This is a genomic window from Rhizobium sp. AG207R (assembly GCF_027109195.1).
GTDB classification, from domain to species: Bacteria; Pseudomonadota; Alphaproteobacteria; order Rhizobiales; family Rhizobiaceae; genus Rhizobium; species Rhizobium dioscoreae.
This window is the reverse complement of record NZ_JAEPVT010000001.1, coordinates 328321-345063: the sequence shown is the minus strand read 5'-3', so window position 1 is coordinate 345063 and position 16743 is coordinate 328321. Positions and strand designations below refer to the sequence as shown.

The window sequence follows — 16743 nt, the reverse complement described above, 5'->3', positions numbered from 1 at the left end:
CGGTCGCGGAACATCGCGCGCGCTGAAGAACGCCGCTGCTCGGCCTGCGGACAACAAAGGAAAACCTCCGATGCGATTGACCAAACTACTGCCCCTTGCCTTCACTCTCGCGCTCGCTTTTGCCAAGCCGAGCCTGGCGACGCCTGTCGCCTCCGGCGTTCCCGGGATGCTCTTCGACCATGATGTGCCGGTCACCATGACCGATGGCCTGCAGCTGCGCGCCAACATCTATCGCCCGGAAAAGCCGGGCCGGTACCCGATCCTGATTCTGATGGGCCCCTATGGCAAGGATACGAGCCTCGCGGATGCGCCCGCCTACAAGACGTCGTGGGCGAAGCTGATCGCAAAATACCCTGATCTCTGCAAAAAATCCTCCTGCCGCTACATCCGCTTCGAGGCGCCCGATCCAGAACGCTGGGTCGCGAACGGCTACATCGTCATCCATGCCGATGTCCGCGGCGCCGGCGCCTCACCAGGCGTGCTCGATCCCTTCTCGCCGCGCGAAACGCAAGATTATGCGACGCTGATCACCTGGGCAGCGCGGCAGCCCTGGAGCTCGGGAAAGGTCGGCCTGCTGGGCACGTCATTCCAGGCGATAAATCAGTATCAGGTTGCCGCCTTACACCCTCAGGGTCTTGCGGCGATCCTGCCGTGGGAGGGAGCCTTCGATCAGTATCGTGAGATCGCCTACTATGGCGGGATCCTCAACGTCGCCTGGGAATATTGGTGGACCCATCAGGTGGTGCCCAACCAGAATGGCAACGCAGAAACGCCGCTCATCGACTCCATCGATGGCGGCAAGGATACGGGGGCGCCTCTCCCTCCTGATGTCTTGAAGCAGAACCGCGTCGATCCGGTCGAGGCCTTCGCCAAGCATCCGTTCGATGATGCCTATTATCGCGAGCGAATCCCCGACGGAAGCCGCATCACGGTGCCACTGCTCGATGTCGCCAACTGGACGGACTGGAGCACGCAGGGGTTTCGCTCTGCCGCCAGCAAGCAGAAATGGCTGCGCATCCAGACCGGCGATCATCTGACGCCCTTCTATTCAGACGAAGCGCTGGCGCTGCAGAAGCGCTTCTTCGATCACTTCCTCAAGGGCGTGAACAACGGATGGGAGAAGGAACCGCGGGTGGCGTTGCAGATCCGTCGTCCCGACGGAACGGCGTGGCGCGGTGCCGCGGCGTGGCCGCTGCCTGGAACGCAGTGGCAGCGTTATTATCTCGACGCGGCAAACGGATCGATGGACCCCGCGCTCGGAACCGCCGCACCCGCGGAGAAATCCTATCCCGGCCTGGGCGAAGGGCTGACGTTCACCTCCGCGCCGTTCACTGAGGAGACGGAGTTCACCGGCCCGATCGGTGTCAGGCTCTGGGTCGGCTCCTCCACAGCGGACATGGACATCTTCGCGGCCGCGCGGCTGATCGATCCGCAAGGCCGCGACGTCGCCTTCATGGGCAACAGCGACCCGAATGTACCGCTCGGCCTCGGCTATCTGCGCGTGTCGCACCGAGCGGTCGATCCGGCACGCTCGACCGAGTATGCTCCGTTCCATCCGCATCTGACGTCGGAGCCGATGACGCCCGAGCAGCTTTACCCAGTGGATGTGGAATTCACCGAACCGACGAGCATCGTCATTCCGAAGGGCTATCGTCTGGCTCTGACCATCCAGGGCAAGGATTTCGGCTACGGCCCGGGCGCAAACATCGTTCGCGCCAAGGACTACGATCTTCCGAACTCCAGCAACTCCGGGCTGTTCTTCGCCGCGCATCCTAACCGCGACGCCACCCTCTATGGCGGGACGGATACGCTGGCGACGGGCGGAGAGCATGCATCCTATCTGCTGTTACCACACATATCCACTCGCCGATGAGAGGCGATCAACCGCGTTCAACCCGCTGTCGTTTCGCGCTAAATCGGGCTCTTCCTCACCTTGTCTTACCAGCGAGGCTGATCACCGCGCATAGCAGATCAAGCGACACTGTTCGACCGAGCCCATCCGCGCCTGACAACCCATGCGATCGGCAACCCAAGACCGAACATATGGATCAGCAGGGCCGGCACGAAGGGCATCGGGGTCACCGATGCGGGTGTCGTGAAGGCGCTGAGCGGCAATACGACAAAGCCCATGAAGAAGAACAGGATGATGCCGAGCACAGGACCACCGATCCACGTCCAGCGGTTCACCACCGGCACTTGCCAGACGACCAGCGCGTAGACGACGGCTGGAACGACCGACACGAAAAAGTGGAGCAACGTCCCGAAGACGAAGCCGGTCGCGCCCGCATAGGCAGCCATGCCCATCAGGCTGCTGGCTGCCAGTTGCATCTCAGGTACGATCCCAACGCCCCGGGACAGTTGCAGGATCAGAACGGGCACGAGAACGATCACGCCGGCAGTCAGTCCAGCGCTGAAACCGACTGAGACGGCGCGGGACAAATTGTGCTCCAGACGCGTTGTTGAAGACGTCGCCTTGTCGTTTGTTTGATATTTCATGGGCATGGGGCAGCTCTCTGGATTAATCTTACGAGACGAATTGAACTTGATCGCGTTGATGAGTGGAACTTCCTCACCTCGCGGACGCGTTGGTGTCACGCGAGCTTGCGAGGTGGGATGGAGGTCAGGCGGCTCCGCCCAACAGGAAACCACGGCCGTTCTGTCGACGTGACATCGCCTGAAGACCTGGCTCAGGCGCGCAACGCGGCGGCGACCAGGCTCTGCATCGAAGTGGTCGGACGACCGATCAACCGCCCGAGCGCACCACCGCCGTCGAACAGCGCACCGCGCGAGGCAGCGGCGTCGGCATCGGCCAGAAGAGCGGCGAGGTCGCCTGGCAGGCCGGCGCCCGTCAGGACATCACGATAGGCAATCTCGGACAGGTCGTTGTAGACGACGGCCTTGCCCGACTGGCGCGAGACCTCTGCGGCAAGCTCGGCAAGGGTAAAGGCTTGGTCGGCTGCAAGCTCATAGGTCTTCCCGGCATGCCCATCGGTCGCCAGCACCACGGCTGCAGCCTCGGCATAGTCCTGCCGGGCCGCTGACGAGAAGCGCCCATCCTTTGCGGCACCGACGAAGGCGCCGTGCTCTAGTGCTGCGGGGAGCGCCATGAGGTGATTCTCGGTGTACCAGCCGTTGCGTAGGATCACCGCGGGCAGTTCCGAGGCCGCGATGACCTCTTCTGTCTGGCGATGCTCGATTGCGAGCCTTGCCGGCGACGTGTCGGCGTGCAGCATGCTGGTATAGGCGATCAGCGAAACTCCGTTCGCTTTGGCTGCCTCGATCACAGCGCTATGCCGCGGAAGACGGCCGCTGACCTCGGTCGAGGAAATCAGCAGCAATTTCTCCACGCCGGTCAGCGCCGGACCAAGCGTGTCGGGCCGGCTATAATCCGCCTCGCGCACGATCACCCCGCGTTCGGCCAGATCCCTGGCCTTTGCCGGATTGCGAACCGCCGCGACGATCCGGTTGGCGGGAATGGTTTTCAGCAGCGCCTCGATCACGAGGCGGCCAAGTTGTCCTGTTGCTCCAGTTACTGCGTACATCGTTCAGTCCATTTCGTGGTTGCAATGAATTCGATGGCCTGTACATAACGGCCATCGTTACCACGGGAAACCACGTATCTCGCGGTTACCTTCATTTTCCGGTAACCAACTGGAAACTGCCGTTGAAGGAAGGGTAATGGTACTCAAGGTACGAAAGAAGGTGGAGACGCCCCCGGGCTGCCCCATGTCGAAATGCATGGATCTCCTTGGCGGCTGCTGGACGCCGGAGGTGCTCTGGTCCTTGAGCGAAGGCCCACGCCGGTTCTCGGAATTGCGCCGGGACAATCCTTTCATCTCGGCGAAGGTGATGACGAGCAGGCTGCGGGATCTCGAACAGCGCGGCGTCCTCACGCGCAAGGTTTTACCGACATCACCGCCCACGGTGGAATACGAGTTGACCGAGTTGGGGAAGGAACTCCTCCCCGCGATCAGATCCATCGTAGAGGTCGGCACGCGCCTGCTGTTGCGTGATTCTACCCCCTAGCGCCGTTGACGGCGGATGCTCACTTGCAGCCGGTGACATCAGGGAACGCGCCGGCGTTGAAGGACGCCGCCCCCTCCAATCTGACGATGCGGCACCCGCTTGACCGCCTGCTCTGCCCAAAGGATGGGACCGATTGCGTTAATTGCGCGATGCCGCAGCTTGACCGCAAGATCTCGAAACGAAGTTAAGCGTCGGCTCTTGCGTTAATGGCAAGTTTCAGCGCTGGATTATCGTTTGCTTGATCGGATAGCGAAGGTGGCCGGTTCGTAGAATTCGGTGTGCTCCACACTGCTTGCTAACCTTCAGGCTGATCAGTCTTAAGGCCGAGCGCGAATTTGATCCCGGGCGGGATGAGGCTTCATCTCGCCCATCTACGTTTTTGACCTGACCATTACTCAGTTGGAGGGAAGATAGGAGCGTCCCTTCAGAAACGCGACGAACGCGCGCAATGCCGCTGATTGATGGCGCCTGCTCGGAAAGTAGAGATAAAGCGCCTCCAGCGGCGAAGACCATTCGGGCAGGACCCGTGACAACTTTCCAGCGGCCAGGAGGTCGGACACGCTCGCAGCCGGAGCGCTGACAATTCCTAAGCCCCTTACAGTCAGCTCGATCTGTGAGGCGAGATCGTGAACGATCGTGGCCGCGGGCGGCGCGATCTGTACGGTCTCGCCTGCGGATTGCAGGATCCATGGTATGATCAAGCCGGTTGTCTGACTGCGGCACACCACGGCGCGGTGACTGAGCAGATCGCTTGGGAGATTTGGCATCCCTCGAGCATGAAGATAGGCAGGTGAAGCGACGAGAACGGCTTCTGACTTGGGCGCGACTGGCACTGCCACCATGTCCTTCTCGAGGCAATTACCATAGCGTAATCCTGCGTCGTAGCCTTGCTTGACGATGTCGATCATGCGCGCCTCGACCGCGATCTCAAGCTCCACCTCGGGATAGGTGTCCTGAAAAGCCGCCAGTGCTGCGGCGATGAGCAGGTCGAAGGGCGCGCGCGGCATGGTGAGGCGCAAGGGGCCAGCTGGCCGACCACCCCGCCGTGCGGCCTCCTCCGCCGCTCGCCTCAATTGCGACAGGGCAGGAGCCGCCGCCAGGAGATAGTCGGTACCGACTTCCGTCAAACTCAAACTGCGGGTCGAGCGGCGCAAAAGCGGCGTGCCGAGACGCTCCTCGAGGCTTCGGATCGCCTGGCTGGCCGCGGATGGAGAGATACCGAGACGCCGCGCTGCTTCGGAAAAGCTACCAGCTTCGGCCACGGCGACAAACACAGCCACGCCTTCGAGGATATTTTTCTGTCGCAAGTGATCCACCTTGAAGTTTTGCTTCATACTTCATGTGTGATTTCAGGCCTAATCGCAAGCATCTGCTCGGCGTACGGTTGCGCATGCCTATGATCCAACACCATCCCGTCGAAGGTCCGATCCTGATCGGGCATCCCGACCAACGGTCCATCCCCCTCGTGACCGACGCGGCCGTCCTGGCGGGCGCAGCGGGGGGAATGCTCTCATCAACGCTGGTTTCCCGCACCTTCAGCACGCCCCGTCAGACAACGCATTACATCGAATGCGGGCCGGCCGACGGACCGCTGATGATCTTCCTCCACGGCTGGCCGAGCATAGGTCTGATGTGGTGCGCCCAGATGAACGCCTTCGCCGCCGACGGGTGGCGCTGCATCGCTCCTGATCTTCGCGGCTTTGGCAGCTCTTTCGCACCTGCAGCCAACGATGCCTATACCATCGAGGAAATCGTGGCGGACATGGCGGAGCTCCATGACCACCTTGGCCGCGAGGCTGCAATCTGGGTTGGCCACGACTGGGGCAGCATCGTAGCCGGTGCCTTGGCCGCGCATGAGCCGAAACGCTGCCGTGGCGTCGTACTGATCTCGTGGGCGTATTTTCCCGACGGGAACGCCCTGCCTACGCTCGTTGCGCTGGTCGATCGAACGATTTACCCCGCCGACCAATATCCGGACGGCCAATGGGATTACTATCGGTACTACACGACGCATTTCGATACGGCGGTGGCTGACCTCGACGCGGATGCGGAAGCATCGTTGGCATCGATCTTTCGATCGGGCAGCCCTGCCGCCGTCGGCGAGGTTTCGCCATCCGCGAAAGTCACGCGCAACGGTGGGCGCTTCGGCGCCGCACACCGAGCCCCGCCCACCCGGCCCGACCTGGCACTGTGGCCGCCGGCGGACTTCGAAGAGCTGGTGCACGCGTTCAAGCTTCGCGGCTTCCTCCCTACCTGCGCGTTGTATCTGAACGGTGATGCCAACACCGTCTACGCGCGCGAGGCGCCCAATGGGGGCCGACTGTCGCAGCCGGTGCTGTTCGTTAACGGCGACTTCGATCAGATCTGCAGCATCAACGGAAATCGTCAGGGCGACCCGATGCGTGCAGCCTGCCGAGACCTTACCGTGGCGAGTATGCCCTGCGGGCATTGGCTGCCGTTGGAGCGCAAGGAAGAACTCATTCAGGCCATCCGACACTGGCTCCAGAGCAAAAAACTTTAATGGCGGTATACGAAGCAGCTTGAACGAAGACTCAAGAGAGCAACGGTGCTGTATTCGACAGCCCCGTGGCGGTGCTCCACTTTCTCGCCAATCAAGAATACGACGCCCCAGCTAAACTGAGCGAATCCCGCAGACGATCGCGGTGCGCAAACGGGCCATTACCGCTCCGCTCTTCTTTACGGACTTCAGCCAGGGCAGCATCTCACTCATATGTCGTCGCTCAGGCGCATCTGGGGCCGACCATGCCCAAGGAGCTGTCCCTTCATCGCACTCAAGGCGGCGGCGCGACTGAAGCGCGAAGGATCAACTGGCACTCCATCTTCAGCCTCACTGGTGGCTTCTTCGGCTGCATTACTTTTTCCAAAAGCTCGGAGACCGCCCAACGACCCATATCCTCGTGCGGCAGCTTCAATGTTGTAAGCGGCGGCAGGATTTTTCGGGCAAGACTTTCATCGTCGAAACCGACGACCGAAATGTCGTCGGGAATCCTCAACCCACGCATCCTGATCGCATCATAAGCGCCCATCGCGACCCGGTCGGAAAAGCAGAAAACCGCCGTCGGCGGCAATGGCAGATCGAGGAGCTGCAGCATCTTTTCCCGCCCGAGATCGAGGGACCAGGCTTCTGAAAGGATCAGTTCCGGATCGACGGCGATATCGTAGGTGGTCAGCGCCTGGCGATAGCCGCTCAGGCGATCGCGCGCCGCTTCAAGCCGCTGCCTGCCGGCATCGATCATGGCGATGCGGCGATGGCCGGCCTTGATCAAGACTTCCGTCGCCGCATAACCGCCGGCATGATCGCCTGGAATGATCGAAGAGAACTCGGCCCGCTGCTGGTGGCAATTCAAAAGGACGGCTGGATAGTTGCCAAGGTTGGAAGGCAGGATCGGCGCTAGCTGGGTGATGAGCGTGGCGTAGATTACGCCGACGATCTGGCGCCGTCCGAGATAGTCGAGAATGGATTCGGCGAATTCGACCTGTCCGCCCGTCACGACGGTGAACGCCGCCAAGCCCTGCTCTTCCGCCGCGCTCCGAACACCTTCTATCAGCGGCGCAGCATGCTGCGAGGCCATGAGATCGTCTATCAGCAAAACGATGATGCCGCCGATCGGGTCATTGGCCGGCGCTGTCTTCTGGTAGCCAAGTTCCGCGGCGACAGCCAGCACGCGTTCGCGCACTTTCTCCGAGACCCTCTTGCCGGGAGCCTCGTTCAGCACCAGTGAAACCGTCGCATGCGAAACGCCGACCTGCGAGGCGATATCGGACATGGTCGGTCGTTTCGTCGTCTTGTCGTTCACTCGGTTTCTTTCTCGGACTCAAGGGCAGTCTGCGCGCACGTTAGGAAATCTGACGGACAATGTGAAGCTACGGCCCTTGCGGAAGTTAAGTTTATAAGTTACGAAACTTTCGTGTAACTTATTTTGTGACTTAATCCAACCGAAAAGCTCGTGGCCATGACCATCGCCTCCCGCCGTTTCGCCGATACCCGTTCCGGGCCGCGTGCGCGCCTGTCTCTCGACGGAACCTGGGACTTTCAGCTGGAAGGGCGGACGCCGACTACGATCGCCGTGCCCGCGCCCTGGCAGGCTCATTTTCCGGTTCTGCGTGCCGCGGCCGGCGTGGCAACCTATTCCCGCGCCTTCACCGTGCCGCAGGAATGGCTTGGCCGTCAGGTCATCGTGCATTTCGGCGCCGTGAACTATTTCGCCGAAGTATCGGTCAACGGCCGCGCGCTCGGTTCTCACGAAGGAGGCTATCTGCCCTTCGAATTCGTCATCCCTTTCGATCTGTTGACCGGCGAGTTGCGTCTGGATGTGAAGGTTACGCTGCCAAGCGCCGATGCCCGAGCCTTCCCGGATTTCCCGTTCGACGAGATCCCGCACGGCAAGCAAAGCTGGTACGGAATGCTGGGTGGCATCTGGCAATCGGTCTGGCTGGAATGCCGCAGCGAGGCGCATATCACCCACCAGGCCATTCGCGCCGATCTCGCAACGGGCGATGTCGCTATCGATGTCGAGCTGGCAGCGGCTTTTACCGGCGCCTTGAAGATCACCATTCTGGATCGCAAGGGAGCGGTCGCAGCTTCGAGCGAATTTGCGCTCAACGACAAGGCCCGGATTTCGGCTGCGCTCAAGGTCGCCGATGTCGAAGCGTGGTCGCTCGACGATCCCGCTCTTTATCGGGCCGTTGCCGAGCTATCCGAGGGGGGCAACGTTATCGATGCCGCCGAGGAGAATTTCGGTTTTCGCACCTTCGAGGCAAGGGATGGAAAGTTCTTTCTGAACGGGCACCCCTTCTACATGCGCGGCGCGCTGGATCAGGATTATTATCCCGAGGGCATCTATACGCCGCCGTCGCTGGAATTTCTGGAGGATCAGGCACGCAAGTCGAAGGAACTCGGCCTCAACCTCCTGCGCTGTCATATCAAGGCTCCCGATCCACGCTACTACGATGTGGCGGACCGGTTTGGCCTGCTGGTCTGGACGGAAATTCCAAACATTCAGACCTTCACCGAGAAATCAGCGAAGCGCCTGCTCGATACGATGGAAGGAATCCTGCGACGCGACGGCAATCACCCTTCCATCGTGATCTGGACCATCATCAACGAGGATTGGGGAACACGCCTCGTCGAAAGCGCCGATCAGCGAGCCTGGTTGGAAGGCGCCTATCACTGGCTGAAGAGGATGGACCCGACACGGCTGGTCGTTGACAATTCCGCCTGCATTCCGAACTTCCATGTCGTCTCCGACATAGACGACTATCACTATTACGCCTCGGTTCCGGAAATGGCACGCGAATGGACCGACTGGGTATCGGCTTTCGCCGCGCGGCCCGCGTGGTCCTATTCGCCGAACGGCGATGCGAGACGGCGCGGCGACGAGCCGCTCGTCGTCTCCGAGTTCGGCGTGTGGGGTCTGCCGCATCCCGACAAGCTCAAGCAGGACGGCAAGGAACCTTTCTGGTTCATCAATGGCCTGGAGTGGGACAGCGACGGCGCGACCTATCCGCATGGCGTCGAACAGCGCTTCCGCACCTATCAGTTCGACAAGGTCTTTCCGTCCTTCAGCTCCTTCATCGAAGACACGCAGTGGCATCAGTTCAATGCGCTCAAATTCGAAATCGAGGAGATGCGCCGCCATGCCTCCATTCAGGGCTATGTCATCACCGAGCTGACCGATTTGCACTGGGAAGCCAATGGCCTGATGGACATGCAGCGCAATACGCGCGCCTACCACAATCGCTTCCACGAGATTAACACCGATGTCGTCATCATCCCGCGCATGCAGCATTATGCCGTGTGGGCAGGCGATACGGCGAGCGTGGAGCTCGAAATCTCGACCGGTGGCAAGGCAATCCACGCGGCCGAACTGAGCTGGAGCATCGATGGGACGGACGCTGGAAAAATGGCGATCCCGGCTATTAGCGCGACCTCGGTGCATCATCTACCGGCAATTTCTCTGCCCTTCACCGCCACCATGGCCGGCGGTCAGGTCAGCGTCCAGTTTACGATCACCGCCAGCGGCAAGGAGATTGCGCGCAACAGCTTGGACGTCAGCGTCTATGGCAGCCGCTCCGAGCCGGCTCTTTCCGTCTTCTCGGCCGAACCCGAGATCGCGCACTATCTAGCAGCGCTTGGCTATGCGGTTGTCGAGGCCGGCAAGGCGGACGTGCGGGTTGCGTCTTCTCTCAGTCAGGCCGATATCGACGCCATGGAGCACGGCGCCCATTTTGTGTCGCTTGCCGATGTGCCGCCGCTGCCGTTCGGCAATTTGCGCAACGACCAGCCCAACTGGAATTACCCGGCCGGGGGCGATCGCGGGCAATCCATGCCGCAGATGCGCGTCACCGAACGCAACGGCACCATCTGGAAGGGCAATTGGGTCACCGGCTTCAGCTGGGTGAAGCGTTCGGGAAAATTCGAGCGCCTGCCGGGCGGCCCGTTGACCGATCTCTCCTTCGTCGGCGTCAACCCGAACCGCGTCATCACCGGCTTTCGGCCGATCCATTTCGACGGCTTGGTGCACGCGGGCACGATGGTGGGCTGGATCCACAAGCCATGTGCAACCATCGCCGAGAGGAAGGTTGGTGCCGGCCGTATCGTCGCCACGACCTTCGGCCTGATGCGCGAAGCGGCCGGTGTCGATCCGGTGGCGGCAACCTTGCTTGATTGCATTATCGAGACGGCAGCCGGATAGGTGGCCAAAAGATTGAACCGCCGCATATGACCGGGAGGAGGTCGAGGCGGTCCAGATAGTTGCAAGGGGATATAACGCGGCTCGTTGGCCGCCGCGCGAGGCATAAGGGCCGCTTAGTGAAGAGCGGCCCGGGAGGAAAACAGAAGCAGCCTGGAGGAGAGAGAATGCGTAACCTGTTGAGAACATCGATCGCGGCGTTAGCCCTCATGACTGCCTTTCCGGCATTCGCGGTCGAAAACGTCGTCTGGTGGGACTTTCTGTCCGGAGGCGACGGCGTACGGATGAAGGCGCTGATCCAGCGTTTCAACCAGGAGCACAAGGACAAGATCCAGATCACGGGCACGACGCTCGAATGGGGTATTCCCTACTATACCAAGCTGCAGACATCCGCCGCCGTCGGCCAGGGGCCCGACATCGCCACATACCACCTGTCACGCCTGGCGGCCGCGGTTGCGGCCAAGACCATCTCGCCGATCGATCCGAAAGAGCTCGAGGCCGTCGGCCTGAAGGACAGCGACTATCCACCGAACGCGATCGCCGCCTCGACGGTCGACAATCTGCGCTACGCCGTCCCCTTCGACGTGCATGGGGAAGTGCTCTACTATAACAAGACCATACTGAAAGAGCTGGGCGCATTGGGCAACGACGGCAAGCCTACCGGCATCGACACGCTGGAAGGCTGGCGCGCAGTGCTGGCCAAGGCAAAGGACGCCGGCAAGAACGGCGTCGTCATTTCTTCGTCCAACGGCGATCTGCGCGATATCTACACCCTATTTGGCCAGCAAGGCGGCCAACTGACCGCGGACGGCAAGTTCCTGCAGGGCGACAATTTCGACAAGATGGAAAAAGCCTACAATGAAGTCGCCGATTGGGTGAAACAGGGCTGGGCGCAGCCCTATATCGACACCGAAACCATCACTCCCACCTTCATCGCCGGACAATCCGCCTTCTTCCTGAACGGCAACTGGGAACTGCCGACCATGGAAACCGAAGTCGCCAAGGGCAACGGTTTCGAATACGGCATGGTCAACATCCCGGCCTGGATGGGCAAACCCGCCAATTGGTCGGACTCGCACTCCTTCGTGATCCCCAACAATGTCGGCGTCACCATGACGCCGGAAAAACGCGCCGCGGTTCTCGAGGTCATCCGATGGATGAATGTCAACTCGCTGGAATGGGCTGCCGCCGGCCATATACCGGCCTATCTGCCGGTTAGCACCTCGGCCGCCTACAAGGCGCTCAAGCCGCAGGCGGATTATGCCGCCATGGCGCTCAACGCCTTCTACATGCCAAAGACGCCGCTGACGGGCGCGGCTTCGAAATTCGACGACGATTGGCAAAACATGGCGTCGGGACCGCTCAATGGCGAGGGCGATGTGAAGGAAACGCTCGAGAAGTTTCGCGATCACATGAACTCTCAGTGACGTTTTCTTCCACGGCCCCGGGACGCCTCCCTGCCCCGGGGCTGCATTAGCGAGAGAGGTGGCGGATGGCCGCGGTCAGCAACAGGAAACAGGATCATGTGGTTGCCGCGCTGCTTGTCGCACCGGCGGTCGTCGCGTTTCTAGTGATATTTGCCTACCCGACATGGCGGATGGTGGCGATGAGCCTGACCAATGCACCGCTGATCGGCCCCGGCGAATGGGTTGGCCTCGACAATTATGCGCGCCAGCTCTCCTCACCCCAATTTCAAAAGGCGCTTGTGAACACGCTCTACTTCATCGTCCTGACCGTCGTCCCCGGCACGTTTCTGGCGCTGTTCATTGCCATGGGCATCAATCGCCTGAGCGGCCGCATACAGATGCTGGTTCTCGCCTGTTTTTTCCTGCCCTCGATCCTGCCGGTATCAGTGGTGACGCAGATCTGGACCTGGATTGCAAACATGCAATACGGCGTCATCCAGAATATCATCGGTCTGTTCACCGGAGGGCGGCCGCTTCCGGTGTTGCGTTCGCCAACCTATTTCATGCCGTCGGTTGCCGTGGTCACCATCTGGTGGACGATCGGCTTCAACATCCTTCTGTTTCTTGCGGCGCTGCGCAGCATCTCGCCCGAGGTCTACGAGGCGGCCGCCCTCGACAATGCCAACCGCTGGCGGGTGTTTTCGCGAATAACATGGCCATTGATCTGGCCGGTCACGGCGCTGGTTCTGACACTGCAGCTGATTGCGCAGTTCAAGATCTTCGCGCAACCTTATCTGCTCGGCTATTTCGCCCACACGCCGGCGGACGCGCAGGCCGTTGTCATGACAGTCATCTACGATCTCGCCTTCAAGCAGAACAAGGGTGGCGAAGGTGCCGCCGTCGCCACCATCCTGTTCGCCATCATTCTCATTGCCTCGGTCCTGCAATATCAGTTCCTGCGTGCGCGAGGGGAAAAATGAGCGTTCTCACGACAAGTGCGCGGACAGAGCTGGCCACGGCGAACAGTCGTGTCGCTTCGAGAGGTTGGAGCGGGCGCGCACTGACCGCGCTGACGGCATTCGGTGCCCTTATCTGGTTCTTTCCGCTCTACTGGGCGGTCATGACATCGCTCAAATCCGACACGGAGGTGGTCAGTCGGACACCCGGGCTTTTCCCGAAGGCGCCGACGCTCCAACCCTACCGTTACGTGGTCGAGCACTCCAGCATCGTGCAATGGTATATGAACTCGGTCGGCACCTCGGCGATCATCGCGGTTCTCGTGCTTGTGATGAGCGTCGGCTGCGCCTACGCGCTCAGCCAAATCCAGTTTCCCGGCCGCCGCGTGATTTATGGGGCGTTGATCGCCTCGGTGATGGTGCCGGCGGAGGCGCTCATCATCAACCATTTCGTGCTGATGAACATGTTCGGACTCATCAACAGCTGGGGCGGCATCGTGCTGCCGCAGTTGGTGGTGCCATCGGTCATCATCATCCTCAAGCAATTCTTCGACCAGATTCCAAAGGAATTCCGCGAGGCGGCGATGCTCGACAATGCCGGGCACTTGAGAACGCTCTGGAAGATCTATGTGCCGATGAACTGGGGCGTGATCACCGCGCTCGGCATCACAACCTTCATCGCGGCATGGAATAATTTCCTGTGGCCCTTCCTGGTCGCGACATCGGACGGCACGATCACCATTCCCGTTGGGATTACCCAGGTGAAGGATGTCTTCGGCGTGCGTTTTGCCAAGGACATGGCCGCCGCTGTTCTGGCCGGCCTTCCCGTCGCCATTCTCTACCTTGTCTTTCAGAAGCAGATCACGCGCGCGATCATGCTTTCGGCCGGAATAAAGGGATAGCAACCCGCGCGAAGGCAGAACGGGTTGCTGGAAATTTCTCCGATCATTCGAGGCTATGTGATCAGCGCGATAACGTCAAAACAAGACTGCGGCAGACTCGCCTGAAGTCGCGGGAAGGATCTGCAACCAAGCGTCTTGGCCATGCGCGAGAGAGAAGACGGCGCAGTCTGGCAGACTGTGTTGCGAAACGCCAGGACGCCGAAAGATTATCGACGGCATCGTGTTTGAAATGTGAAGTCGCCGCCTACATGCCGCAGGTCCAGTTCCTGAGACGAGAGCAACAACGTCGCCGAGTTTCGGGAGGGGCGCGAAAAATTGTTGTTGCCCGCGGGCGTTGGCATCACCCCTGCCTGGACATCGGTTCGCAGACTTTCGACAGAAGGTGAGCATCAGCTCACCACAGCGACGGATACCGTGCCGTTGATCGGATTCGAACCGGTGACGCCTCGCTTAGATAGGTACTGCCGCGCCATGACCGGCCTCATCAGACCGAGCCAGCCATCGCGTTCGTACCAATCGCGCGCCAACACAAGCAGTGTGTCCCTTTCTTCCAAGCATACCACCCCTTAGGCGGCACAGTTCGCTCGCCGAAGAGGGCTCGGTGAAGTGGCATGCACCAGGCGCTGCAATAGGCCCAGCAGGATCTATTCGGCGGCCACCACATGCCTGCTCTTTAGCACCGCGATCGAAAGGAGGAGCACGATGGCCGAGCAGATGGCAACGACGGCTACCATCGGTCTCGCCGTGCCATCCATGAACATACCGCTGACGCCAACCACCAGCGCCGACGTCATGAACTGGACCGTTCCCATCATCGCCGAGGCCGTGCCGGCGATACGACCATGATGTTCAAGCGCCAGTACCGCCGCATTCGGCACGATCATTCCAAGAAAAGCATAGCCCGCAAACAGGAAGGCAGCCATGATGTCTAGGCGATCGACTCCGCCGGCCATCAGGACGGCCAGCGCCACCATCGTCAGCGCATAACCAGATACCGCACCGCGAATCACCTTACGCAAACCAATCCGGCGGGCAAGCCAGCCGTTCATCTGCGACATGCCAATGAAGCCAATGGCGTTCACGGAAAAGACCACGCTGTAAAAGCTCGGAGAGAGCCCGTAATGGCCGATGAGCACGAAGGAGGAGTTGGCGACATAAATCATGTAGCTGGACATGCCAAAGGAAGCCATCAGCACCAGACCGAGATAATACGGGTCCCTAACGAGTGTTCCATAGGCCTTCAACGCCCCGCCGAGGCTGCTCTCACTGCGCGCCGCAACCGGACGGGTCTCCTCGAGGAAAAAGCGGCCCGCGACGAAGCCGACAGCGCCGGCGAAGACCATGACCCAAAAGATCAGCCGCCAGTTCCCGAACACCGTCACGATGCTGCCCGCGAGCGGCGCCAGGATGGGTGAGATACTGAAGACCAGCATAAGCCGCGACATCAGTTGCGCGGCGGCCGCTCCCGTATGCAGGTCGCGCACGATGGCGCGGGCAATCACGACGCCGGCACAGGCGCCGGTGCCCTGAATGAAACGGAAGGCGACCAGCCAGCCAATATCGGTGGAGAGCGCGCAGCCGATCGCGCCGAGGATGTAGAGCGCCAGACCGACATAGAGAGGCTGTTTACGGCCAAACATGTCCGACAGCGGACCGTAGATAATCTGCGACACGGCCATGGCGGCGAAGAAGGAGATCAGGCTTGCCTGGACTGCATGGCTGTCGGCGTGAAGATCCAGACTGATCGTCGGCAACGCGGGTAGATACATGTCGAGGGCGAAGAGACCGACGGCTGAAAGAAGGCCCAGGACGATCGCATGGTGGGAGCCGCTAGCCCTGGGGGATGAAACGTAATCCTTGCTCTGCACGGAAAGACCTTTCCCGCACACGACATTCCCCGACGAAGCAAGGCCTCATACAAAAAGCATGTGACGGGGATTGAGTGGGCGATTATAGATAGGACGGTGGAACGACGGAAATGGTTCAATGCGGAGCCCGTCATTCCTGTAAAATATTTTGGACAGTATTGTCCAATTAGTCAAGTCCTATATGGTGGTGTCATGAAAACTTCGCCCGCAGCGGTTTCTTCCGAGATAGAGAGTCCGCCCGCCACCAGCAAACGTCAGGCAATCCTGAAGGCGGCCGCAGACGTTTTTGCCGAGGAGGGGTTCGCGGCGGCGAGCATCGATGCCATCGCGGCAAGGGCCGGCGTGTCGCGTCAGACGGTGTACAATCAACTCGGCGACAAGGATAATCTGTTCAAGGTTGTAGTCGCGGAGATCACCGAGAAGTCGAGCGCCGACTTCTTTCGAGTGTTGGACACATTTCCCGTGGCGCCTGTCGATCTCGAAAAGGAACTGACCGAATTTTCATCGCTTCTCCTACGCAAGGCGGTCTGTGATCCGAATGGTCGCTGGCTACGCAAGCTCCTGGAGACCGAAGGTAGCAGATTTCCCGAACTGTTCGAGACCTGGAAGGAATACGGACCGGGCAAGAAATACCCCGCCATCGCTGCCCGGCTTGCGCAGCTCGCGCTGGCTGGCCATCTCGACATAGAGGATCCGGCACTTGCCGCGCGGCAGTACATGGCGCTACTCGCGACAGATCTACGGATTAACCAACAGATCGGCCGTCCAACTGCAGAGGAAGAAATCCATCGTATGGCAAGAGAGGCGACAAAGACCTTTCTGCGCGCATTCGGCAAGCGCTAACGGCATCGCGTCGGGAGACCGAACGTCAT

The 16743-nt window shown here is 60.5% G+C and carries 14 protein-coding genes; 8 read left to right on the top strand and 6 right to left on the bottom strand.

Annotated features, from left to right (window positions below; translation table 11 throughout):
• Positions 1–70: 70 nt before the first annotated feature.
• Entirely contained in the window at positions 71–1873 is a 1803-nt protein-coding gene (locus tag JJQ51_RS01435; protein WP_269244171.1) for a CocE/NonD family hydrolase, read from the top strand.
• Between the two features lie 98 nt (positions 1874–1971).
• Here JJQ51_RS01435 and JJQ51_RS01430 read toward each other — a convergent pair whose 3' ends face one another.
• The gene (locus JJQ51_RS01430) at positions 1972–2496 is read right to left on the bottom strand and encodes a hypothetical protein (protein ID WP_210248405.1); all 525 of its coding nucleotides are present in this window, start codon (positions 2494–2496) and stop codon (positions 1972–1974) included.
• Positions 2497–2687: 191 nt separating this feature from the next.
• Positions 2688–3542 carry an SDR family oxidoreductase gene (locus tag JJQ51_RS01425; RefSeq protein ID WP_145636678.1) on the bottom strand — a complete coding sequence of 285 codons (855 nt, stop codon included), beginning with the start codon at positions 3540–3542 and terminating at the stop codon, positions 2688–2690.
• 136 nt (positions 3543–3678) lie between these two features.
• Between JJQ51_RS01425 and JJQ51_RS01420 the strand changes: the two genes are divergently transcribed.
• On the top strand, positions 3679–4026 hold the full coding sequence (locus JJQ51_RS01420; protein WP_113352124.1) for a winged helix-turn-helix transcriptional regulator: 348 nt from the start codon (positions 3679–3681) through the stop codon (positions 4024–4026).
• Between the two features lie 395 nt (positions 4027–4421).
• Here JJQ51_RS01420 and JJQ51_RS01415 read toward each other — a convergent pair whose 3' ends face one another.
• On the bottom strand, positions 4422–5333 hold the full coding sequence (locus JJQ51_RS01415; protein ID WP_173002553.1) for a LysR family transcriptional regulator: 912 nt from the start codon (positions 5331–5333) through the stop codon (positions 4422–4424).
• 197 nt (positions 5334–5530) lie between these two features.
• On the opposite strand from JJQ51_RS01415, the gene JJQ51_RS01410 reads away from it, so the two are divergent.
• A complete protein-coding gene (locus JJQ51_RS01410; RefSeq protein ID WP_145636732.1) occupies positions 5531–6547 on the top strand; it encodes an alpha/beta hydrolase in 1017 nt (338 codons plus the stop codon).
• Positions 6548–6818: 271 nt separating this feature from the next.
• Here the strand turns inward: JJQ51_RS01410 and JJQ51_RS01405 are convergent, their stop codons facing one another.
• Positions 6819–7844, bottom strand: a complete 1026-nt coding sequence (locus JJQ51_RS01405) for a LacI family DNA-binding transcriptional regulator (protein ID WP_233790079.1) — start codon at positions 7842–7844, stop codon at positions 6819–6821.
• Between the two features lie 156 nt (positions 7845–8000).
• Between JJQ51_RS01405 and JJQ51_RS01400 the strand changes: the two genes are divergently transcribed.
• The 4 genes from JJQ51_RS01400 to JJQ51_RS01385 all read left to right on the top strand — a co-directional run bounded on the left by JJQ51_RS01400 (position 8001) and on the right by JJQ51_RS01385 (position 14003).
• Complete coding sequence (locus JJQ51_RS01400) at positions 8001–10742, top strand: glycoside hydrolase family 2 protein (RefSeq protein WP_269244354.1); 2742 nt, start codon at positions 8001–8003, stop codon at positions 10740–10742.
• Between the two features lie 164 nt (positions 10743–10906).
• On the top strand, positions 10907–12166 hold the full coding sequence (locus tag JJQ51_RS01395; RefSeq protein ID WP_113331632.1) for an extracellular solute-binding protein: 1260 nt from the start codon (positions 10907–10909) through the stop codon (positions 12164–12166).
• Positions 12167–12231: 65 nt separating this feature from the next.
• Complete coding sequence (locus JJQ51_RS01390) at positions 12232–13125, top strand: carbohydrate ABC transporter permease (protein ID WP_183811478.1); 894 nt, start codon at positions 12232–12234, stop codon at positions 13123–13125.
• Positions 13126–13265: 140 nt separating this feature from the next.
• Positions 13266–14003, top strand: coding sequence for a carbohydrate ABC transporter permease (locus tag JJQ51_RS01385; RefSeq protein ID WP_233790093.1), 738 nt, complete (start codon positions 13266–13268; stop codon positions 14001–14003).
• A 389-nt stretch (positions 14004–14392) separates the two neighbouring features.
• On the opposite strand, the gene JJQ51_RS01380 is transcribed toward JJQ51_RS01385, so the two are convergent.
• Both JJQ51_RS01380 and JJQ51_RS01375 read right to left on the bottom strand, forming a co-directional pair.
• Positions 14393–14557: a hypothetical protein gene (locus tag JJQ51_RS01380; RefSeq protein WP_186450370.1), complete on the bottom strand. Its 165-nt coding sequence runs from the start codon at positions 14555–14557 to the stop codon at positions 14393–14395.
• A gap of 90 nt (positions 14558–14647) precedes the next feature.
• Positions 14648–15871, bottom strand: coding sequence for a multidrug effflux MFS transporter (locus tag JJQ51_RS01375; protein ID WP_145636667.1), 1224 nt, complete (start codon positions 15869–15871; stop codon positions 14648–14650).
• A gap of 192 nt (positions 15872–16063) precedes the next feature.
• On the opposite strand from JJQ51_RS01375, the gene JJQ51_RS01370 reads away from it, so the two are divergent.
• A complete protein-coding gene (locus JJQ51_RS01370) occupies positions 16064–16714 on the top strand; it encodes a TetR/AcrR family transcriptional regulator (protein WP_145323004.1) in 651 nt (216 codons plus the stop codon).
• Positions 16715–16743: the final 29 nt, after the last annotated feature.

What these genes read in the sequence shown, in the direction of transcription:
- JJQ51_RS01420 (WP_113352124.1), top strand. Translation starts at nt 3,679, where the DNA reads ATGGTACTCAAGGTACGAAAGAAGGTGGAGACGCCCCCGGGCTGCCCC.
- JJQ51_RS01395 (WP_113331632.1), top strand. Translation starts at nt 10,907, where the DNA reads ATGCGTAACCTGTTGAGAACATCGATCGCGGCGTTAGCCCTCATGACT.
- JJQ51_RS01370 (WP_145323004.1), top strand. Translation starts at nt 16,064, where the DNA reads ATGAAAACTTCGCCCGCAGCGGTTTCTTCCGAGATAGAGAGTCCGCCC.
- JJQ51_RS01435 (WP_269244171.1), top strand. Translation starts at nt 71, where the DNA reads ATGCGATTGACCAAACTACTGCCCCTTGCCTTCACTCTCGCGCTCGCT.
- JJQ51_RS01400 (WP_269244354.1), top strand. Translation starts at nt 8,001, where the DNA reads ATGACCATCGCCTCCCGCCGTTTCGCCGATACCCGTTCCGGGCCGCGT.
- JJQ51_RS01430 (WP_210248405.1), bottom strand. Translation starts at nt 2,496, where the DNA reads ATGAAATATCAAACAAACGACAAGGCGACGTCTTCAACAACGCGTCTG.
- JJQ51_RS01410 (WP_145636732.1), top strand. Translation starts at nt 5,531, where the DNA reads ATGCTCTCATCAACGCTGGTTTCCCGCACCTTCAGCACGCCCCGTCAG.
- JJQ51_RS01385 (WP_233790093.1), top strand. Translation starts at nt 13,266, where the DNA reads ATGACATCGCTCAAATCCGACACGGAGGTGGTCAGTCGGACACCCGGG.
- JJQ51_RS01425 (WP_145636678.1), bottom strand. Translation starts at nt 3,542, where the DNA reads ATGTACGCAGTAACTGGAGCAACAGGACAACTTGGCCGCCTCGTGATC.
- JJQ51_RS01390 (WP_183811478.1), top strand. Translation starts at nt 12,232, where the DNA reads ATGGCCGCGGTCAGCAACAGGAAACAGGATCATGTGGTTGCCGCGCTG.